This is a genomic window from Chromobacterium alkanivorans, from assembly GCF_016937655.1.
In the GTDB taxonomy this organism is placed as follows: domain Bacteria; phylum Pseudomonadota; class Gammaproteobacteria; order Burkholderiales; family Chromobacteriaceae; genus Chromobacterium; species Chromobacterium alkanivorans.
Map to the genome: position 1 here is coordinate 290764 of NZ_JAFHKL010000001.1, position 20465 is coordinate 311228.

17 protein-coding genes are annotated in these 20465 nt (G+C 66.3%); 9 read left to right on the plus strand and 8 right to left on the minus strand.

The features are described 5' to 3' along the window. The first annotated feature begins 5 nt into the window (after positions 1-5). Complete coding sequence (locus JW897_RS01400) at positions 6-2690, plus strand: hypothetical protein (protein WP_205464936.1); 2685 nt, start codon at positions 6-8, stop codon at positions 2688-2690. After that, positions 2674-2970: an acyl carrier protein gene (locus tag JW897_RS01405; protein ID WP_156187778.1), complete on the plus strand. Its 297-nt coding sequence runs from the start codon at positions 2674-2676 to the stop codon at positions 2968-2970. Before JW897_RS01400 ends, JW897_RS01405 begins: the two co-directional genes overlap by 17 nt. On the opposite strand, the gene JW897_RS01410 is transcribed toward JW897_RS01405, so the two are convergent. The 3 genes from JW897_RS01410 to JW897_RS01420 form a co-directional block, all read right to left on the minus strand. Then, a complete protein-coding gene (locus JW897_RS01410; RefSeq protein WP_048413117.1) occupies positions 2922-5285 on the minus strand; it encodes an ATP-binding protein in 2364 nt (787 codons plus the stop codon). The two genes, JW897_RS01405 and JW897_RS01410, sit on opposite strands and share 49 nt — an antisense overlap. 4 nt (positions 5286-5289) lie before the next feature. Continuing rightward, positions 5290-5982, minus strand: a complete 693-nt coding sequence (locus tag JW897_RS01415) for a response regulator (RefSeq protein WP_048413118.1) — start codon at positions 5980-5982, stop codon at positions 5290-5292. Positions 5983-6555: 573 nt separating this feature from the next. Further along, the gene (locus JW897_RS01420) at positions 6556-7569 is read right to left on the minus strand and encodes a zinc-binding alcohol dehydrogenase family protein (RefSeq protein ID WP_205464937.1); all 1014 of its coding nucleotides are present in this window, start codon (positions 7567-7569) and stop codon (positions 6556-6558) included. A gap of 123 nt (positions 7570-7692) precedes the next feature. Between JW897_RS01420 and JW897_RS01425 the strand changes: the two genes are divergently transcribed. After that, the gene (locus JW897_RS01425) at positions 7693-8598 is read left to right on the plus strand and encodes a LysR family transcriptional regulator (RefSeq protein WP_240352031.1); all 906 of its coding nucleotides are present in this window, start codon (positions 7693-7695) and stop codon (positions 8596-8598) included. A gap of 247 nt (positions 8599-8845) precedes the next feature. Here JW897_RS01425 and JW897_RS01430 read toward each other — a convergent pair whose 3' ends face one another. Beyond that, on the minus strand, positions 8846-9253 hold the full coding sequence (locus JW897_RS01430; RefSeq protein ID WP_205464939.1) for a hypothetical protein: 408 nt from the start codon (positions 9251-9253) through the stop codon (positions 8846-8848). Between the two features lie 1024 nt (positions 9254-10277). Continuing rightward, positions 10278-11192 (minus strand): LysR family transcriptional regulator, encoded by a 915-nt coding sequence (locus tag JW897_RS01435; RefSeq protein WP_205464940.1) that lies wholly within the window; start codon positions 11190-11192, stop codon positions 10278-10280. A 128-nt stretch (positions 11193-11320) separates the two neighbouring features. On the opposite strand from JW897_RS01435, the gene JW897_RS01440 reads away from it, so the two are divergent. From JW897_RS01440 to JW897_RS01450, 3 genes are all read left to right on the plus strand, one after another. Further along, positions 11321-12202: an MBL fold metallo-hydrolase gene (locus JW897_RS01440; RefSeq protein ID WP_205464941.1), complete on the plus strand. Its 882-nt coding sequence runs from the start codon at positions 11321-11323 to the stop codon at positions 12200-12202. 146 nt (positions 12203-12348) lie between these two features. After that, positions 12349-13047, plus strand: a complete 699-nt coding sequence (locus tag JW897_RS01445; RefSeq protein ID WP_205464942.1) for a DsbA family protein — start codon at positions 12349-12351, stop codon at positions 13045-13047. Between the two features lie 45 nt (positions 13048-13092). After that, the gene (locus JW897_RS01450; protein ID WP_048413123.1) at positions 13093-13515 is read left to right on the plus strand and encodes a nuclear transport factor 2 family protein; all 423 of its coding nucleotides are present in this window, start codon (positions 13093-13095) and stop codon (positions 13513-13515) included. A gap of 220 nt (positions 13516-13735) precedes the next feature. On the opposite strand, the gene JW897_RS01455 is transcribed toward JW897_RS01450, so the two are convergent. Beyond that, positions 13736-14815 carry a calcium:cation antiporter gene (locus JW897_RS01455; RefSeq protein ID WP_205464943.1) on the minus strand — a complete coding sequence of 360 codons (1080 nt, stop codon included), beginning with the start codon at positions 14813-14815 and terminating at the stop codon, positions 13736-13738. A gap of 241 nt (positions 14816-15056) precedes the next feature. Next, complete coding sequence (locus JW897_RS01460; protein ID WP_205464944.1) at positions 15057-16433, minus strand: MATE family efflux transporter; 1377 nt, start codon at positions 16431-16433, stop codon at positions 15057-15059. A gap of 154 nt (positions 16434-16587) precedes the next feature. Here JW897_RS01460 and JW897_RS01465 point away from each other — a divergent pair, with 154 nt between their 5' ends. The 3 genes from JW897_RS01465 (at position 16588) to JW897_RS01475 (ending at position 19589) form a co-directional block, all read left to right on the plus strand. Beyond that, positions 16588-17226 carry a TetR family transcriptional regulator gene (locus JW897_RS01465; RefSeq protein ID WP_205464945.1) on the plus strand — a complete coding sequence of 213 codons (639 nt, stop codon included), beginning with the start codon at positions 16588-16590 and terminating at the stop codon, positions 17224-17226. A gap of 88 nt (positions 17227-17314) precedes the next feature. After that, on the plus strand, positions 17315-18712 hold the full coding sequence (locus tag JW897_RS01470) for a purine-cytosine permease family protein (RefSeq protein WP_205464946.1): 1398 nt from the start codon (positions 17315-17317) through the stop codon (positions 18710-18712). Position 18713: 1 nt separating this feature from the next. Then, a complete protein-coding gene (locus tag JW897_RS01475; protein WP_205464947.1) occupies positions 18714-19589 on the plus strand; it encodes a nitrilase-related carbon-nitrogen hydrolase in 876 nt (291 codons plus the stop codon). Here JW897_RS01475 and JW897_RS01480 read toward each other — a convergent pair. Beyond that, positions 19483-20295 (minus strand): AraC family transcriptional regulator, encoded by an 813-nt coding sequence (locus JW897_RS01480; RefSeq protein WP_240352032.1) that lies wholly within the window; start codon positions 20293-20295, stop codon positions 19483-19485. The two genes, JW897_RS01475 and JW897_RS01480, sit on opposite strands and share 107 nt — an antisense overlap. Between the last annotated feature and the right edge of the window lie 170 nt (positions 20296-20465).

The following is a 20465-nucleotide window of genomic DNA, read 5'->3' on the forward strand; positions in this document are numbered from 1 at the left end:
ACACCATGCCCATTAGCGGAGCATCCCCCCTTCTGACGCGCTCTCTGTCCATGCCGGCGGACGCGTCGCGGCGGCCGGCCACCCCGCTCTCCGAGCGTTTCAACGGCGGGCGCAGCAGCGCCGCCACGCCGGCGCGCCGCCACTCGCTGATGGATCCGGCCAGCTTCAAGGCCCAGCACACCCGAGACAGCGTGGCGGCCTTGTTCGCCGCCTCGACGGACGCCAAGGCGCTGGACAAGCTCTACCTGGCTTCGCCCAATGTCTACGCCCAATTGGAAATTGCGGAGTTCGCCAAGGTTTATGCGCAGTTGAAGCAGCAGCCGGATCTGAGCCCGCAGGACGCCAAATCTCTGGACGATCTGGCGCAGCAATACACCGCCCGCATCCAGAAAGACGGCTTGGGCGCCAAATCCGCCTTTGGTCCGTGGACCCAGAGCACCAATAAGCAATACCAGCTGCGCAACCAGCTGGAGCACAAGTTGGCGCAGCTGGCGCACGAGCATTGCGGCGGCGACACCATGAAGCTGGGCAACGACTTCATGCAGCGCGAGGTCAGCACCTTCATCCTGTCCTATGTGGAGACTCAGCTGGGGCGTTCACTGGATGCGGCTACCGGCGAGAAAGTGATGGAGCTGGTGGACAGCGCGGCGGGGCTGGCTTTCAACGCGCTGCGCCAGAGCCGCGGCGAGATGCTGGGGCTGAGCGGCCCGAGCCTGGGCCGGCAGGCGCGCGATCTCGACACCGTGGCGATTCTGCCGCAATTGCTGCGCAGCGTGCTGGCGGGACTGGGTCAGGAAGCGCCGCCGCAGGCGAAGCCGGATCTTCCCGACGCGCCCAAAGGGCCGGCCACTCCAAAACCCGATCCTTCCGCCGCGCCGGCGGGCGGGCCCAACATCACCATCAATGTCGGTGGCATCACCATCGATAACAGCGTGAATATCACGGATAGCGGCAATACCTCCGATAGTGGCAACAGCAGCCGCAGCCAGCGGCCCGCCCGAGGACGGCGAGATCCGAGCAGGCTGGTGCAACGTTTGAATCTGAAGATGCATCAGCATCAGCAAGGCGCTCAGCGCGGGACTGCGAGCGGCGACGAGCAGACCCGCCGCGCGCCCGCGTCTGGCGATGGCGCGGGGCGCTCGTTCCGCTCCATGGAGACGCAAACGGATGCGGCCGACGGCCGCGACGGAACGGCGCGTACGACCGAAGTGAAAACGCCGGTGACGGATCTGGATAGGTCGCGCGTCAACGTCGGCTCGACGGATGCCGAGCGCGGGGTGATCCCCGTGGACGCGTCCACGCAGGCCGACGACACCGCCGCCGCTCCTCCGCTGTCTTTCAAGCAGTGGCGCAGCAGCTTCCCCGAGGTGGTGTTGAAGTCCGTCATTTACCAGTCCGATGCCAACAAGGCGGCCGGCGCGTTGGCGCAGGACATTCGCACCGCCATGCTGCTGGACAGCCGCGGCGAGCTGGATCGCGGCCCCCTGGTGCAGGCGCGGGATGCCTTTTTGCCCGAACCCGGCTCAAGCGTGGGCGGAAAGCTTTATGGTAGGGCCATGCCGGAGACGCAATGGCAGCAATTGCGTCAAGGCTTGGAACAGCACCCGCAGCAGACGCAGCTGCGCGGCCAGATCCTGAAAACGGCGCGCTTGACCAGCATCGCTAAATTCGATGGCGACAAGGACTGCGTCATCCTGCGCTTGCTGAACTGGGCATCCGTCCAGGCGCCGGCCACGGCCCAAACGCTGGCGGGCGGCAACAGCCCGCGCGTGGAAGGGGCTTTGCTAAGAGAGCTAAGAGAGCAGCCCAATGTCCTGCAAGCCTCCAGCCAGCCGGTGGCCAACGCCGCCACGCAATACAGCCAGCCGCTGACGGTGCCGACGCGGACGGATACGCCGCCGGTTCTGGCCGATGGCGGCGCGGAAGCGGCGCACACAGAGCCCAAGGCGATGGATCTGCGCCGGCAAGCCTTCCTGCAAGGGATGCTGAACGGCAACGACGCCCAGCCGAGCGAGCTCGAGAACCCTGCCGCATCGTCTCCCAGCGGCACGCCGCCGCCGCTTCAGTCGGCCGCGACAGCGCAAGCCGCGACACCGGCCGATACCCGGCCTGCCGGCGGTTTCAATCTGCTGCGCTTCGGCAATATGCCGACCCTGCCGACGCTGAGCTCCCTGCGCCAGCAAGGCATGGCCTTGAATGGCGAGGTCGAGTTATTGCGTGCGGCGCGCAGCGTGTTGGCTCCGGAGTGGAACCCAAGCGCGCAGCAGCGTGAATTCGATGCTTTGCGCAAGCAGGCCTTGCCGGACGCCAGAAGCGGGCAAACGGGCTTGTTGACCGTGTTCGCCAATGGCACGCAGACGGATGCCCAGGCCAAGGCGGCGGAGCGCTTGCAGCAGGTGCTGGCCACGCACCAGGGGCTGGCGGGACGACGCGAAGCCTTGAACCGCTTTGCGGGCAATTTGATCAAGGAGGGTTATCTGCTGACCAAGGGGCAGCCGGAGAACCCGTTGGTGCTGGGTTTGCTGGACGCGGTGGGTCTTGACGCCGCCACTCAGCGGCAACTCCGCGATGACGGCAATGCGCAGCGTAAAACGCAGCGCAGCGCCGCCTCTGAGATCACCCTGACCACCGACGGCCTGCATCTCGACCCCAACCGCATCCGGGAGCGCAACCGTGGCAATCAGTCTTGAGCAACAAGTGGTGGCGGTGATGGCTTGCTGTTTGTCGGTGGAGGAGTCCAAGCTGCAGCCGCAGGCCTTGCTGGTGGACGAGTTGTACGCGGACTCGATGGAGCTGCTGGACATGGTGCTGTTGCTGAACGACGAGTTCGGCATCGAGATCGGCGTCGACGACATCGTCGACATCAAGACCGTGGCCCATGTTTGCCAGGTGGTGGAGCGGCAGCTGGCGCGCCGCCTCGCTCAGTCGCCGCTGGGCGCCGGCTGCGGCAACGCCGCCTCCAGCGTTTGAAGCAGGTCCTGCAGCCGGCCTGAGTCCGGCTGCGGCTGGCGCAGCGCGGTCTGCATTTCCGCCGCCAGCGCCGGCAAGCGCGGCAGGCCGGCGCTGAGCGCCACGCCGTGCAGGCGGTGCGCGTAGTGCTCCGCCTGCGGCCAGTCCCGCGCCTGCAAGGCCTGGCGCAGCGCGGCGGCGTCGGCGTCGCAGCTGTGGCTCAGCAACTGCGTCAGCTCGTCGTCGGGCGGCGCCGGCGCGGCCGGCGACGGACCGGGACGGTGGTCCAGCCACAGCGTCATGATCTGCTCCAGCTGGGCCAGCCGCAAGGGCTTGGTCAGGCAGCTGTCTATGCCGCTGTCCAGGCAACGCTGCTGGTGTTCTATGCCGGTGGTCGCCGAGATGGCGATGATGGGCAGATAGGGCTGCCACTGCAGCGCCGGGTGGCGGCGCAGCCGCAGCGCCAGTTGATAGCCGCTGATGCCGGGCAGATTGCAGTCCAGCAGCGCCATGGCGAAGCGCTGGCCCTGATCCAGCAAGGCCAGCGCGGCGGCGCCGTTGTCCGCCGTCACCGCGCGGTAGCCCAGTTGCAGCAGCTGTTGGGCGATGATGAAGCGGTTGGCCGGCTGGTCCTCCACCACCAGGATGGGATCGCAGGACTCCTTGAGCGCCGCCGGCGCGCTGGCGGCGTCCGGCTCGGCGTTCGTTTCGGCTTCGGCCGGCGCATGGCGCACCGGCAACCACAGCGTCACCGTGGTGCCGCGCTCCGGCAGGCTGTCCAGCGCGATGCGGCCGGACATCAGCTCCACCAACTGCCGGCAGATCAGCAAGCCCAGCCCGGTGCCGCCGTAGCGCTGTTGGGTATTGTCCGCCTGCGCGTATTCGCGAAACAAGCGGGCCTGTTGTTCCGGCGCGATGCCGATGCCGGTGTCGCTGACCTGGACGCACAGCAGCGCCCGTTCCTTCTCTATTTCCTGCAGTTCCAGCTTCAGGCACACCTTGCCCTGACGCGTGAACTTGACCGCGTTGCTGAGCAGATTGCTCAGGATCTGGCGCAGGCGCACCGGGTCCACCACCAGCAGGCGGCGGCACAGGTCCTGCATTTCCAGTTGCAGTTCCAGCCCTTTCTTTTCCGCGCAGGCGCGATAGATCGCCGCCACGCCGCTGGCCAGCGCCGCCGCGTCGGTGGCCACCGGTTCCAGCCGCAGCCGCCGGGCGTTGAGCTTGGACACGTCCAGCACATTGTCCAGCAGCTCCAGCAGATTCACCGCCGAGGCGTTGGCCAGCGCCGCCAGCTCGCGTTCGCGCGGCGGCAGCTCGGCCTGGCGCAGCAGCTCCACCGAGGCCAGCACCGCGTTCATCGGCGTGCGGATTTCATGACTCATCACCGCGAGGAAGGTCGATTTCTCCGCCTCGCTGCGCTGGGCGGCGCGGCGCGCGGCGTGGGCGCGCTGGGCGAACAGCAGCAGCAACAGCAAGACCAGGCCGACGCCGGCCAGCTCCAGCGCGTAGTAGCGGCCGATGGAGCGCCAGGACGGCGCGCCGTAGTCGGTGGTCTGCAGCCAGTCTTCCAGCATGTGCTGGGTGTCGTCCGCGGTCAGCTGCGCCAGCGAGCCGTTGATGATGGACAGCAGCTGCGGCTGGTCCTTGTTCACCGCCATCGACACCAGTCTGGGCATTTCGCTGACGCTGCCGGCGATGCGCAGCGAGCCGTAATAACGGCGGCGGATCACGGACTGCATCACCGCGTCCAGCCCCACCGCGGCGTAGGCCTTGCCGTCCGCCACCGCGTCCAGCGCCGCCAGCGGCGTGGGCGTGGCCACGATGTCCACGGCGGGAAAATTCTCGCGCAGGAAGTATTCGTAGGGGTCGCCGCTTTCCACCGCGATGGTCTTGTCGGACAGCTTGGAGGTGCTGAACACGATGGGCTTGTCCGGCTGGGTGACCAGCACGGTGCTGCCGGAGAAGTAGGGGTCGCTGAAGCGGATGCGCCGGCCCACTTCCGGCGGAATCAGCCCGGAGGACAGCGCGGTGAGCAGGTCGATGCGGCCGCTGAGCATCATGTCCACCGCCTGCTGGCGGTTGGCCACCGGCACCAGTTCGAAGCGCAGGCCGCTGATGTCGGAGATGCGGCTCAGATAAGCCTGGGTCAGGCCGCGGTGCTCGCCGTCCTCCATGTATTCGATCGGCCAGCCGTGCGGGTCTATCGCGTAGCGCACCACCGGGTGCTTGAGCAGCCAGGCGCGTTCCGCCGGATTGAGGGCGGCGCGGCTGAAACCGGCGGGCAGGCAGAAGGCCAGCAGCAGACAGGAGGACAGCAAGAGGCGCGCGCGCATGGCTTCAGTGGCTGGCCAGCCGGCTTTGCAGCTTGAACAGCTCGTTGTCGCTGCGCAGGCCCAGCTTTTTCAGCGCGGATTGCTTCTGATTGCTGATGGTCTTGATGCTGCGCGAGAACTTGACGGCGATGTCGCTGACCGTCATGCCGTCCAGGCAGCAGCGCAGCACCTCGCGCTCGCGCGGGGACAGCTCCGGGTGGTCCAGCAGGCTGCGCAGCATGGCTTTTTGCGGTGCCGGCAGGTTGGCGCAGCTTTCGTCCAAGGCGGCGCTCATGTCCGGGCTCAGATAACCGTGGCCGTCGGCCAGCAGGCGGATGGCGGCCACCAGCTCGTCCAGGCTCTGTTCCTTGCCGATGAAGCCGTGCGCGCCGCAGCGCAGCGCCAGCGCCACCGTGGCCGGGGTGTAATAGGCCGACATCACCAGGATGCGCACTTGGGCGAAGCGCCGGCGCAGGCCGCGGATCAGACTGAAGCCGTCGATGTCGCCGGGGCTGAGCGCGTAGTCGGTGACCACGACGTCGACGCCGTCGTGTTGCGCCAGATGCTGGATCAGCGGCGCGCTGCTGGTGAACTGTCCGGTCACGCTCAGGTCCGTTTCATCGGCCAGGCGGCCGGCCAGGCTGTTCAGCACCATCAGGTGATCGTCCAGCAACATGATCTGTATCGGCTGGCTCCGCAATGATTTGGCATCAGGCATATGAGTATCCCAACAGATGGCGGCGCGGCTGCGCCTTGCGCCATGGTTATGTCTCTGAACCTGTGTACTCTGTTGCGCGGGCGGCGGCTCCGGTTTCGCTCCGGCATCAGGCTTGGTATAGGCCATTACGCAAAGGTTTGGCGGCCGGGAACGCTTGCGCCGCCGGTCTGACCGGTGCGGGAACGGAGGGTGGAATGGCGGGGCGGGCCGGGCGCTGCGGCGCGGCCGGCGTCGCCAGCGGCGGGGCCGGAGGCGAAAGCGTGCGCATTCGTGATCTCGTTCCCCGGATTGTTAAAGACGGCCAGCAGGCCATTATTCCGCGCCGGCTGCGCCTTGTGAAGCGATTTCGACGCATGCCGGCGGCGCTTAGCGCAGCGGCATGGAGCCGGCGGCGAGACGCCGCCGCCGGCGCGATGGCGTGTATCGGTTCTTAGAGCCTGTTCAAAGTCTCGCGAGCAAGGGCGAGACAAGGCGAAAACGACTGAGAAAGCGGAATGTACGAGTGGTGCCTGAGCATTTCGAAGGCGTTTTCAACGCCGTATCGCCGACGCGCAGCAGATCGTAAACAGGTGCTTAGAAACCCGAGAGCACGATCTTGCCCTTGGCCCGGTTGCTCTCCAGCAAGGCGTGAGCGCGTTTCAGGTTGGCGGCGTCGATGCGGCCGAAGCGCTCGGCCACCGTGCTGCGGATCAGGCCGGCGTCCACCAGATCCGCCAGCCGGTTCAGGAGCAGGTGTTGCTGAATCTGGTCGTCGGTGCCGAACAGCGAGCGGGTGTACATGAACTCCCAATGCAGCGACACGCTCTTGCGTTTCAGCTCACGCACGTCCAGCGCCGCCGGATCGTCGATCAGCGCCAGCTTGCCCTGCGGCGCGATGGCGGCGACGATCTCCTTGAAGTGGGCGTCGGTCTGGTTCAGGCTGGCCACGTAATCGACGCTGGCGTAGCCGATGCGCTTGAGCTCCTCGCTTAGTGGGCGGCGGTGGTCTATCACCTGATGGGCGCCCAGCTCCTTGACCCAGGTCTGGGTTTCCGGCCGCGAAGCGGTGGCGATCACGGTGAGACCGGTCAGCCGACGCGCCAGCTGCACCAGGATGGAGCCGACGCCGCCGGCCGCGCCCACCACCAGCAGGCTGCGGCCGCTGGGCGCGCGGTTGTCCAGCACTTGCAGCCGGTCGAACAGCAGCTCCCAGGCGGTGATGGCGGTCAGCGGCAGCGCGGCGGCCTGTTCGAAGTCCAGGCTCTGCGGCATGCGGCCGACGATGCGCTCGTCCACCGCGTGCAATTCGCTGTTGGCGCCGGGGCGGTGCAGCGCGCCGGCGTACCACACCTTGTCGCCGGGCTGGAACAGGCTGACCTTGGCGCCCACCGCGCGCACCACGCCGGCGGCGTCCCAGCCCAGCACCTTGGCCTGGCCGGCCTCCGGCGCCGCGCCGGCGCGCACCTTGGCGTCCACCGGGTTCACCGAGACGGCTTTGACCTCCACCAGCAGATCATGCTCGCCGATGGCGGGCTCGGGCAGTTGCACGTCCTGCAGCGATTCCGGATGCTCGATCGGCTGGTTCTGGTAATAGGCGACGGCTTTCATAGGGTGTTCTCCATAGCGTGCGGGCCGATATGGCCCGGTCTTGATGGTGTCCATGCTATTCCTATTCGGAGCAACGAAAAGCCGGCTAGAATTCGATTCAGTTTCAAAAAAATTTTGACGATCATGGTCCGTTTCGAAGATTTGCAGGTGTTCGTTCGCGCCGCAGACAACGGCAGCCTGTCCGCCGCCGCGCGTCAGCTGGACCTGAGCCCGGCGGTGGCCAGCGCGGCGCTGAAGCGGTTGGAAAAAACCGTGGGCGCGCAATTGCTGGCGCGCTCCACCCGCAGCCTGCGGCTGACTCTGGCCGGAGAGCGCTACCTGGCCCATGCGCGCGCCGCGCTGGAGGCGGTGGAAGCCGGCGGCCAGGCGCTGGCCTTGCAGCGGCAGGCTTTGAGCGGCGAATTGTCGCTGTCCATGCCGTCGGACCTGGGGCGCAGCCGGCTGCGCGGCTGGCTGGACGCCTTCCTGGAGCGGCACGCCGGCCTGCGCCTGCAATTGCGGATCAGCGACCGGGTGGCGGATCTGTACCGGCAGCCGGTGGACGTGGCCCTGCGCTACGGCGTGCCGGAAGACTCCAGCCTGGTGGCCCTGCCGCTGGCGCCGGACAACCGGCGGGTGCTGTGCGCGTCGCCGGACTATCTGGCGCGCCACGGCCGGCCGCAGTCGCCGCAGGAGCTGCGCCGCCATCAATGCCTGCGCCTGGTGTTGGGCGCGACGCTGCACGAGCGCTGGAGTTTCAGCCAGGGGCCGCAGCGGGAGCTGGTGACGGTGGACGGCCGCCGTCAGAGCGACGACGGCGAAGTGGTGCGGCGCTGGGCGCTGGAGGGTTTGGGCATCGCCTATAAATCGCGTTTGGACGCGCTGGACGATCTGCGCGCCGGCCGTTTGCTGCCGCTGTTGGAAGATTGGCAGACCGAGGCCACGCCGCTGTGTCTGGTGATCCCGCATCGTCTGATGCTGTCGCCGGCGGTGGCGGCGCTGCGCGAGCATTTGCAGACATGCCTGCAGGATTACCTGGCCGCGCCTTGAGTGTTGGTTTTCGGTGGGGGAGTGTGGTGGGTATCGCCTACGGCTCCACCCACCCTACAAGACCATCCACCGTAGGGTGGGTGGAGCGTAGCGATACCCACGCGGAAACGCGATGGGATTGATGCTTGGGTCTTGGCGGCGGGTTTTGGTGGGTATCGCCTATCGGCTCCACCCACCCTACAAATACCCCCGACCAAACCATCCGCCGTAGGGTGGGTGGAGCGCAGCGATACCCACCGCAAGGCGCTTAGCGGTTTCGCAGGCGGATGCGGCGGAAGCGCGCTTCCAGGCTGAAGCGCTGTCCCAGCGCCAGGTAGATCTGGTGTTGGCTGTCTACATGGCGGTAGACCCGGACCCGGTCAGCGCCCAACAGCATGATGATTTCCAGATAGTTGAAGAAACCCATCCACTGGCCGCGGCCGTCGCGGTCGTCAAAATCGATGTCGCGCGCCACGCGACTGAGCAGGCCTTTGCCGACGTATTCGCGGCCATAGGCGTGGTTGGCGAGGAGATCCTTGCTGGGCGTAGGCATTTGCCAGTAATGCGGGTAGGTGCGGCCGGGGCAGAAGCGGACGAAGGGCAGCAGCGCTTCCTGTTGTCCAAGAGCATTCAGTTTGTAGCGGCGGCGCGGGGGAAAGTTTTGAGGCTGTTGCATGGTGTTTCTCCTGCGGTGACACAAGATAAACCACCTGCCGGGGAAGGCTGAGGTATTGGGCAGGCGCGTGGCAGGATTGGCGTACTGGTCTACTTACCAAACCAGCGAGTGCATAGCACTCCCCCACCATGCGCCTGCCAAATGGCGCGGCCATGGTAAAGCAGCCCGCGCGGCATGCCGCGCAAGCAGAATTGGTAAGTAGATAACGGGACGCCAATCCCGTGTGCCGCATGTGGGCGGCAACCTGGGGATTGTTGCCGAGGGGGCGGGCGGGGTCAAGGTGGGGTGGTTGCTTTGATTGAGCGTGGCTGATTTATTGGATGGTCTGGTTTTGAATCCGCTACGCGGATATTGATTTAGGTGCCGCTTTCCGCGCGGCGAACGGGGAGGGGGCGGGCCGCCGCCCCCTTCCAGCCCCCCTCGTCCCCCAGGACGCGAAACCCCGAAGAAAAAGAGGCCTGCAAGGCGCGGCTGAACTCGCGATTTGCTAACGTCAAATCGCTCAAACAAAGCAGCCGCTTAAGACCTTGCAGACCTCTTTTTCTCCGGCGCGCCCCGAGGGGACACTTGGGCGCTACACGAGGTGGTATTTTTTGAATTAAGAGGGGTGGTTTAGCGAAGTGGGCCATTCTTGTGGGTAACTTGGCCCATTGCTCTTATCTGTGGATAAGTCTTGTTTCCTAAAAGAAAGTATGTATCCGACGCGCCCTAGGTCCCTTCAAGCCTGCCGTCGGGTGGCAGGCCCGAGGTTTTAAGCGGCTGCTTGTTCGAGCAGCGCGACGTTAGCGCGCTGCGAGTTCAGCCGCGCCTCGGGCCTGACGGGCCCCGGCGGGAAGCCGCAGGCCAGGCTTGCAGGGCGGCCTTTGGGGTGAAGGGGAATTTGGCCGCGCAAATTCCCCTTCCTGCCCGCCGGGCAGCCCCGGCAATGGAAATCATCATCCGCGCAGCGGATTCCACAGATTAATCATTAAAACGCTGCACCTGCCATATTCGGCTCCGCGAAGCGCCCACCGGCCACCCCCGCTCAGCCCCCGGCGGTACGCGCCTGCCAGGCCGGATCGCTGGCGAACCGCTCCACCAGAAAATCCAGCATCGCCCGCAAGGTGGCCGGCATCTGCCGGCGCGAAGCGTAAATACCGTAAATGCCCAACTCTTGCGGCTGATACTCCGGCAACAAGGCCACCAACTGACCGCTGGCGATCAGCGGCGCGGCGGAATACAAGGGCTGCAAGGCAATGCCCGCGCCGGCCGCGGTGGCGGACAACAAGACCATGGACTCATTGGCGCTCAGATTGCCGCTGACCGGCACCGCCAACTGCTCGCCGTGACGCAGGAAGCGCCACAAGCTCTTGCCGAAATAGGAATAGGTCAGACAGTTGTGCAGCGACAAATCCTCCAGCCGCTTGGGCGCGCCGTGGGCGGCCAGGTAGGCCGGGGAGGCGCAGATCACCGACGCGCAGCTGGCCAGCGGCCGGGCGATCAGATTGGGGTCCAGCGCGTTGGTGATGCGGATGGCCAGGTCGATTCTTTCTTCCACCAGATTGACCGCGCGGTTGCTGATCTGCAGATCGATGGCGGTTTGCGGATAGCGGCGCAGAAACTCGGTCACCGCCGCCGCCAGCGCGTCCTGGGCCAAGGACTGCGCGCAGCTGATGCGCAGCAGGCCCTGCGGCTGGCCGGGGTCCGCGCTGTTGGCCGCCGGCATCTGCCCGGCGATTTCCAGCATCTGCCGGCACCGCGCCAGCGTCTCCTCGCCGGCCGGGGTCAGGCTCAGCCGCCGCGTGGTGCGATGCAATAGCCGAGTGCCGGCCCACTCCTCCATTTCCGCCAGATAGCGGGTGATCATCGCCCGCGACATGTCCAGGGTGTCCGCCGCCGCGACCAGGCTGCCGCGTTCGGTAATGGTGACGAAGACTTGCGCCGCGGTGATCCTATCCATGATTTGCTCGATTCATGCAACTAACCATTGCTTATTATCCGGTTTTTGATTCGAAAATAGCAATCTATGATTCACATCAGGCTTGCTACCAAGCCGACCGATCTCAAATTCACCAAATGGAAACCATCATGATCCAACACCGCATTTCCGGCAGCTTTGTAGCAGGCGCCCTGTTGATGTCAGCCGCCTTCGCCCAGGCCGACGCTTTGAAAGTCGATGTCTACAACCCCGGCGCCAAGAGCCTGTTCCCGGTGTCGTCGGAACTGGTCACCGGCAAGAGCGAGGCTGTGCTGATCGACGCTCAGTTCCAGCGCAACGACGCCGAGGCCCTGGTGGCCAAGGTCAAGGCCAGCGGCAAGAAGCTGACCACCGTGTTCATCTCCCATCCGGACCCGGACTTCTACTTCGGCCTGGACGTGATCAAGGCCGCCTTCCCGGACGTCAAGGTGCTGGCCACCGCGTCCACCATCGAGTCGATCAAGGCCACCAAGGACGGCAAGATGGCTTACTGGGGCCCGATCCTGAAGGACAACGCGCCCAAGACCGTGATCGTGCCGGAGCCCATTCAGGGCGACACCCTGAAAGTGGACGGCCAGAAGCTGCAAGTGATGGGTCTGAAAGGCCCGACTCCGGACCGCACCTATATCTGGGCCCCTTCGATCAAGACCGCGATGGGCGGCGTGCTGACCTACGGCAATATGCATGTCTGGACCGCGGACACCCAAACTCCGAAGGACCGCGCGGATTGGCAGAAGTCGCTGAAGAACCTGCAGGCGCTGAAGCCCAAGGTCGTGGTGCCGGGCCATTTCCTGAACAATGCGCCGCACACCCTGGCTTCGGTGAAGTTCACCAGCGACTACCTGAAAACGCTGGAAGCGGAGCTGCCCAAGGCCAAGAACTCGGCCGAGCTGGTGACGGCGATGAAGCAGCGTTATCCGAAGCTGGACGGCGTGTCCGACCTGGAACTGAGCGCCAAGGTGCTCAAGGGCGAGATGAAGTGGCCGCAATAAGGGGCTGAGGGCAGCGGCTTCGTTTGCCGCCCTCATGCTTCACGAGCTGTTGCGCGTAGACGGCCCGCCTGCCGGCAGCCGTTTACGCCTGATGATTTGAATGCATGGCCGCCCGCGCCGCGGGCGGCGCAAGAAAGGAAACCGACATGTCCGGCATCACTTTGCACACTATTTTCGATCCGCTCTGCGGCTGGTGCTACGGCGCCGCGCCCTTGCTGGAAGCCGCGCGCGGCGTGCCGGGCCTGACGGTGGCGCTGCACGGCGGCGGCATGATGGTGGGCGCCAATCGCCGCCGGGTCAGCCCGGAGTGGCGTCAGTTCGTCTTGCCGCACGACCGCCGCATCGCCGAAGTCTCCGGCCAGCCTTTCGGCGAAGCCTACTTCGACGGCTTGCTCAAGGATCACGGCGCGGTGATGGATTCCGCGCCGCCCACCACCGCCGTACTGGCGGCGGAGGAGCTGGCCGGCAGCGGGCTGGAACTGCTGCACCGCATCCAGCGCGCCCATTTCGTCGAAGGCCGCCGCATCGCGGAATTCCCGGTGCTGGCCGAGTTGGCCGCCGACATCGGCCTGGACGCGGACGCTTTCGCCGCGGCTTACCGCCGGCAGGAGGGCGCGGCCACCGACGCCCACTTCCAGGAAAGCCGCCGGCTGTTGGCCCAAGCGGGCGGCCAGGGCTTCCCCACGCTGGCGCTGGAGGAAAACGGCCGGCTGACGGTGCTGGACCTCGGCGCCTATCTGGGCCGGCCGGACGCCTGGCGCGCCCGCTTACGCCAGGCGGCGTCCAGCGCGGCCCCGGCCGCGACGGAGGCGCTGGCCTGCGGCCCGGACAGCTGTGCGCTGTAGCGATAAGGGAAGGGCATGAGCAAACCGATTTTTGGATGGAAGACCATGAACGCTAATCAAACCTCCGGCCAGGGCCACCTGAGCAATGTGGACATCGTCCGCGCCACCTACGAAGGCGATTCCGAGGCCAACGGCCGCAATCTGCTGGCCGCGCTGGCGCCGGACGCGGAATGGACCGAAGCCGCCGGCTTCCCCTACGCCGGCACCTATGTCGGCGCGGAGTCCATCGTCAAGAACGTGCACGAGCGGCTGGGCCGCGAGTGGGAAGGCTACCGCGCGGCGGTGGACAGCTTCTACGACGCCGGCGAGCACGTGATCGCCCAAGGTTTCTACCACGGCGTCTATCGCGCCACCGGCAAGGGCTTCGTCGCCTCTTTCGCCCACATCTACACGCTGCGCGACGGCAAGATCGTCAAGTTCGTGCAGATTGTGGACAGCGCCAAGGTGCTGGAAGCGATGCGGGCCTGAGAACCTGCTTACGATCTGCTGCGCGTCGGTAGAGGCATTGTGCGATGAGTGCCCGCTTCGAAATGCTCATGTACCACGCGTACATTCCGCTTTCTCAGCCGTTTTCGCCTTGTCTCGCCTTAGCCCGCGAGATCGTAAACACGTTCTGAGAACCGGGTCCGCCCATGAAAAAACCGCCAGCCGGCAACGGTTGGCGGTTTTTTTTGCGCGGCGCGGCCGCTCAGGGGCTGATGGCGAAGAACACGAAGGACGCGAAGATCACCAGGTGGACGATGCCTTGCAAGATGGTGGTGCGGCCCACCGCCAGCGACATCGAGCTGACCAGCAGGGTCAGCACCAGGAAGATGGTTTCCTTGTTTTCCAGGCCCAGGATCAGGGGCTCGCCCATGGTCACGAAGATCAGCGCCACGGTGGGGATGGTCAGGCCGATGGAGGCCAGCGCCGAACCCAGCGCCAGGTTGAGGCTGGTTTGCACCCGGTCCGCGCGCGCGGCGTTGGCGGCGGCCAGGCCTTCCGGCAGCAGCACCAGCGCGGCGATGATGATGCCCACCACGGCGGCCGGCGCGCCGGCGGCTTCCACGAATCCTTCGATGGACGGCGACAGCAGCTTGGCCAGGCTGACCACGCCCACCAGGCAGACCAGCAGCAGCGCCAGGCTGATCAGCGTCACTTTCATGGACGGCGGCGGCGCGTGCTCGTCCTCGCTATGGCTGTCTTCCGCCAGGAAGTAGTCGCGGTGGCGTATGGTTTGCACAAAGACGAAGGCGCCGTACAGCACCAGGGACACCACGCCGGTGAAGGCCAGTTGCGACGAGGACAGCAGCGGGCCGGGTTCGCTGGTGCCGTAGTTGGGCAAGACCAGGGCCAGCACCGAAATGGCGGCCAGCACCGTCAGCGCCACTTTGGCGCCGCTGAGCTGGAAGTTCTGTTCGCGATGGCGCAGGCCGCCCAGCAGCAGGCAGATGCCGACGATGCCGTTGCAGGTGATCATGATGGCGGAAAAAATGGTGTCGCGCGCCAGCGCCAGCTTGCTTTCGCCGCCGGCCAGCATGAAGGAGACGATCAGCGCCACCTCGATCACCGTCACCGCCAGCGCCAGGATCAGCGTGCCGTACGGCTCGCCCACCTTGTGCGCCACCACTTCGGCGTGGTGGACGGCGGCGAAGACGGTGCCGGCCAGCAGCACCGCCAGCAGGGTGAGGAAGAGGGGGGAGGCCGCAATCGAGGATGCTGCCAGGATTGCGCCCCCGGCCACCAGCGGGGTGACGACGGTCCAGCGGGGAATGGTGTTCGGAGACAATTTATTTTCCTTGTTATTGACGGTGGTGTAAGCCGGGCCGTGACGGGGAAAGCGCATTGATATCACTATAAGGCCAGGCTGCGATTTTTTTTGCGGTCATGGGTGCAAGGATGCGCGACGGCGGGTGGCGGACAAGCTGCCAGTGTCGCGCGAGGGTATAGACAATGGCAATTGAAACCGGTTCGCTCATGCCCAAAAAAAATGGCCGGAAATCCGGCCATTTGGTGGAGAACGGAGGCGATCAGGCGGCTGCCAGCGCGTTCTCTTCGCGTTTCAGACGACGGAAGGCGCCCCACAAGGCCAGCGCGGCGGCCGTGCCCAGCAGCAGGTTGACCAGGGGCATCGCCAGCCAGACGCCATCCAGCGCCAGCCACAGCGGCAGCAGCCACAAGGCCGGCAGCAACAGCACGGTCTTGCCTATGGTCAGCAGCAGCGCCGCCCGCGTCAGCGCCATCGCCTGCAGCGCGAGGATGCCGATGATCACCAGGCCGTCAAAAGGCATGGCCAGCAGGTGCAGGCGCAGCGCGTGGCTGCCGGCGGCGATCAGCGCCAGGTCTTCGCTGTTGTACATCCGCACGATCAGGGTGGGGAACAACTGCACCACGGCCAACGCCGTCAGCCCCAGCAGCATGGTGACGCGCAGGCCGTAGCGCAGCGCTTCGCGGGTGCGCTCCGGCCGGCCGGCGCCGGTGGAGTGGCTGAGCAGCGGTTGCAGGCCCACCGCCAGCCCGTGCACCACCAGGGTGAACAGCGCTTCGCTGTAGCCGGCGGTGGCGTAGGCGGCCACGCTCAGGTCCGTGCCCCAGCGCAGCAGCTGGAAATTGTGGGCGAACATCAGCAAGGCCAGGTTGAACTCCATCAGCAGGCTGGACAGGCCCAGCGCCAGGACCGGGACGCAGCAGCGCCAGTCCAGCCGCAGCTGGGCCGGCCGCAGCCGCAGCCGCGCGTGGCGGGTGAAGAAATAGCCGAGGCCGGCCAGCATCACCACCGATTCGGACAACAGCGTGGCTTGGGCCGAGCCGGCCAGGCCCAGCTTGAACACGCCGACGAACAGATAGTTGAACACCACGTTGAGCAGCGAGCCTATCACCATCAGCAGCGTGGCCAGCCGCGGGCGGCCGTCGTTGCGCAGCAGATAGGTGGCCACCATCTGGCCCATGGTGAACAGCGCGCCGCCCAGCATCCATTGCAGATAGTTGCGCGCCTCCGCCATCACGATGGGCTGCTTGTCGGCTTGCAGCCATTGCAGCAGGGTGTCCAGATAGCTGAGGCCAAGCAGCGGGATGGCCAGGCTGATCAGCGCCAGCAGCGCCAGCGCCGCCACCAGGGTGGCGCGCGCGCGGTCGTAGTCGCCGCCGCCTTGCAGGATGGCGATGCGGGTGGCCGCGCCCATGCTCAGCATGGCGCCCAGGCCTACTTGCATCATCACCAGCGGGTAGGCCAGCGCAATGGCCGCCAGGCCGTGGCTGCCGACGAAGTGGCCGACGAAGATGCCGTCGATGACCACGTACAGGCCGGTGGCCAGCATGCCGGCGAGGGAGGGTATGGTGTATTGCCAGAACAGTTTGGACACCGGCAACGTGTCCAGGTCGCGGTGGTTTGTTGTTGTGTGTGACATGGGAGTGCCTAAGAAGAGTTTCAAAAGATCGAGGGACGGGGAAGGCCGGCGCGTCTTGCCTTGAGCGCGGCCGGCCTTGTCCATCCAATTAATCAATCACGGTTGATTAATTAATTCTTTGAGGTAGCATCGAAGGAAAAGTTCAGAGGCGGATATGGCCAGGAAAACCAAGGAAGAATCGCAAAAAACCCGGGACGCGATCCTGGACGGCGCTGAGCGGGTGTTTCTGCGGCAGGGCGTGGCCAACGCCACCATGGCGCAGATCGCCGACGCGGCCGGGGTGTCGCGCGGCGCGGTCTACGGCCATTACGACAACAAGATGGAAGTGTGCCGGGCGATGGTGGACCGCGTGTTCGAACTGGACGCGCTGCGTTTCCCGGCGGAGCGGGCGTCGGCGGGCGAAACCCTGGTGGCGGTGGGCATGTATTACCTGCGCCAGTTTCACGAGCCGGGGCCGGCGCAGCGGGTGACGGAGTTTCTGTACCACAAGTGCGAGCGCAATCAGGAAAACCGCGGCATCCTGCGCCGCCGCGAGCTGATGGACCGCGCCAGCATGCATTATGTGCGCCGCCAACTGCGGCGCGCCGTCGCCCAGGGCGAGCTGCCGCAGGACATCGAGGTGGGCATCGCCGCCGAATTCCTGGTGCGCTTGTTCGAAGGCATGTACGGGATGATGGACGGCGGCAAGGCGCCGTTCGCGGCCTGCGAGCGGATATTGCGCGCGGCCTGGCAAAGCCTGGCGACGGTGGCGGCCTGGCGGGGCGAGGGCTCGCATTCATCCGCGTCAACATGAACATTGGGCATTAGCTATGGGTTGCCGCCGCAGGGCCGCCTAGACTGGCTCCTCGCCCCGGCCTGGCCGGGGAGGACAGGAGGAGGCCATGGAGCAAAACGACAAGCGGGACAGGCGCGAACAGGGCTGGCTGGAGACGCGCTCCATCGATCACGTGCCGGCGGCGGAGCGGCGCGGCAAAGCCTGGCATCAGGCGCCGTTCTGGTTTGCCGGCAATTTCGTGCTGACCACCATGATGGTCGGCTTCGCCGGACCCTTGCTGGGCCTGGGCGTCGGCTGGTCCGTGCTGGCGATTGCGCTGGGCGTGGGCTTGGGCACCTTGCTGATGGCCTGCCACGCCAACCAGGGGCCGCGTCTGGGCTTGCCGCAGATGATCCAGTCGCGCGCCCAGTTCGGCCGCCGCGGCGCCATTTTGCCGTTCCTGGCGGTGGTTTTCGTTTATGTCGGCTTCAATGTGTTCGACGTGATCCTGGCCGCCGACGCCGTCGCCGTGGTGTTTGCAGCGCCTAGGCCGGCGAGCTATGCGGTGTTGATCGCCGCGGCGGGCATCGTCTCCATCGTCGGCCACGATCTGCTGCACGGGGTGCAGCGCTGGCTGACCTGCGCGCTGATCCTGATATTCGGCGCGCTGAGCGCGGCCCTGTGTTTCCGATTGGCCGCGGCCGGCGGCGTGGCGATGGGGGCTTTCGCCTGGCCGGCCATGCTGGCGCAGCTGTCGGCGGCGGCGGGCTATCAGCTCAGTTACTCGGTGTACGTGTCGGATTATTCGCGTTATTTGCCGGAGGAGACGCCGGCCGCGCGGCTGATTGGCTGGACCTGGCTGGGCGCCGCCGGCTCGGCGCTGTGGCTGATGTCGCTGGGCGCGGTGCTGGCCGGAGAGCAGGCGCGGCCGGACGCCATCCAGGGCTTGCGGCAATTGGGCGACGCGCTGGTCCCGGGCTTTGGCGCGCTGGCGGCGCTGACCGCCGCGCCGGCCCTGGTGGGCATCATGGCGGTGAATTTCTACGGCGCGCTGCTGACCGGGCTCAGCGCTTTGGACGCGGTGCGGCCGGCGCCGCGGGGACTGGCGGTCCGCGTGGCCGGAATCACGGTTTTCGCCATGGTGGTGTGGTTGGCGGCCTTGGGCCTGCCCGCGGACTACCTGGCCAGTTTCAATGTCTTTGTGTCGCTGATGCTGTACTTGCTGGTGCCGTGGAGCGCGGTGAATCTGGTGGATTTCTACTGGGTGCGGCGCGGAAGCTATTCGATCCGCGACATTTTCCTGGCCGACGGCGTCTATGGGCAATGGTCGCGCCCCGGTCTGCTGTCCTATCTTGGCGGCCTCTTGGCCATGCTGCCTTTCGCGGCGCTGGGTGGCTACGCCGGGCCGGTTGCGACGGCCTTGGGCGGCGCGGACGTGTCGCTGGCGGTGGGGCTGCTGGCGTCGGGAGGCGCCTATTGGGCATTGAGCCGCCATGGCGCGGCGAAACCGGCATGGGAGCGTTGAGATGAGCAGGATCAAAGTGGCGTGTTGCCAGACGGCGCCGGTGTTTGGCGATGTGGACGGCAATCTGGCGCGCGCGGAGCGGGCGCTGGAGCGGGCGGCGGAACAGGGCGCGCAGGTGGCGGTGCTGCCTGAGCTGGCCAATACCGGCTATGTGTTCGCCGGCCGCGAGGAGGCGCAGGGCTTGGCGGAGGCGGCCAACGGCCGCAGCGTGTCCGCCTGGGCGGCGCTGGCGCGGCGGCTGGGCATGGCGGTGGCGGCGGGGTTTTGCGAAGCCGGCGCCGACGGCGGGCTGTACAACAGCGCGGTGCTGCTGGGGCCGGACGGCGAGCGGGCCTGCTATCGCAAGGCCCATCTCTGGGACGCCGAGAAGCGGATCTTCGATCCGGGCGGTCAGCCGCCGCCGGTGCTGGACACCCGCTTTGGCCGGCTGGCCTTGATGATCTGCTACGACCTGGAAATGCCGGAGTGGGTGCGCTTGCCGGCCCTGGCCGGCGCCGAGCTGTTGTGCGCGCCGGTCAACTGGCCTGCGTCGCCGCACCCGCCCGGCGAGCGCCAGGCCGAGCGTTTCAAGGCCCAGGCCAACGCGGCGTTCAACCGCTTGCCGATCGCAGCGTGCGACCGCCATGGCCGTGAGCGCGGCGTGGACTGGACCGGCGGCTCATTGATCGTCGACGCCGATGGCTATCCGCTGGCGCTGGCTGAGCCTGGGCGCGACGCGGATCAATGGCTGCTGGCGGAACTGGATCTGGCGGCGAGCCGGGACAAATTCATCAGCCGGCGCAATCATGTGCATGCCGACCGGCGGCCCGGCTTGTACCGGGCTCTGCTGGATGAGGAAAGCCGGGCGGCGTCCGCAGCCGCAATTGGCGCGGGCTGAGGCCGAACATTTGCCGGCACAGCCGGGTCAGCGCGCTTTGATCGGAAAAACCGCAACTGGCGGCGATGTCGGCCAGCGGCCGGCCGCTGTGCTGGATGGCGTGGCAGGCGGCCTCCATCCGGGTGCGGCGGATGAACTCGCCTACGCTGGCCTGGAACACCCGCTTCATGCGGCGGTCCATCTGGCCGATGCTGAGGCCGGACAGATCGCACAATTCCTCCAGGTGCAGAGGGCGGTCGAAATGGGTCTGGATGTGGTCGACGCAGGCGGCGAAGCGCTCGTCCAGCAGCTTCTCGCGGGTCAGCTCGGTCAGGTCCTTGGAAATGCAGACCAGTCCGATCAGGCGCCCGTCCGGGTCGTGCAGCGATTGCTTGTTGGTCAGGCACCAGCCGGGCGCGCGGTCGTGGTAGACGGTGAGGTCCAGCCGGTTGCGCACCGGCCGCCGCTCCGAGAAGACCTGCAGATCCTGGCTGCGGTAGCGGTTGGCCATGGCGTTGGGGAACAGTTCGTGCGCGGTCAACCCTTCCGCCTGCCATTTGTTGCGCAGCGCGCAACGTCCGACGCAGCCCTCGCTCAAGGCCAGGTAGCGGCTGTCCAGGTCCTTGACCGCGAACACCACGTCGGGCAACTGATCGAACAGGGCGGCCATCGCCTGCATGGCGCTCGGGTCGCTGACGATGTAGGGGCGTTGCGGCGGCATGGACATGGCGGGCGTCCTTATGACCTGTTTGCGATGTGTTGCGCTCCAAAAAGACGGCCGGCCAGCGAGGCGGGCCGGGCTATCCAATCTTCATGTCATTCATTAAGCATTGTTTGAAAACAAAATGCATTAATTCAACCCATTTTGCAAGTCCGCCGCGGACGAGCCGCGGCGGG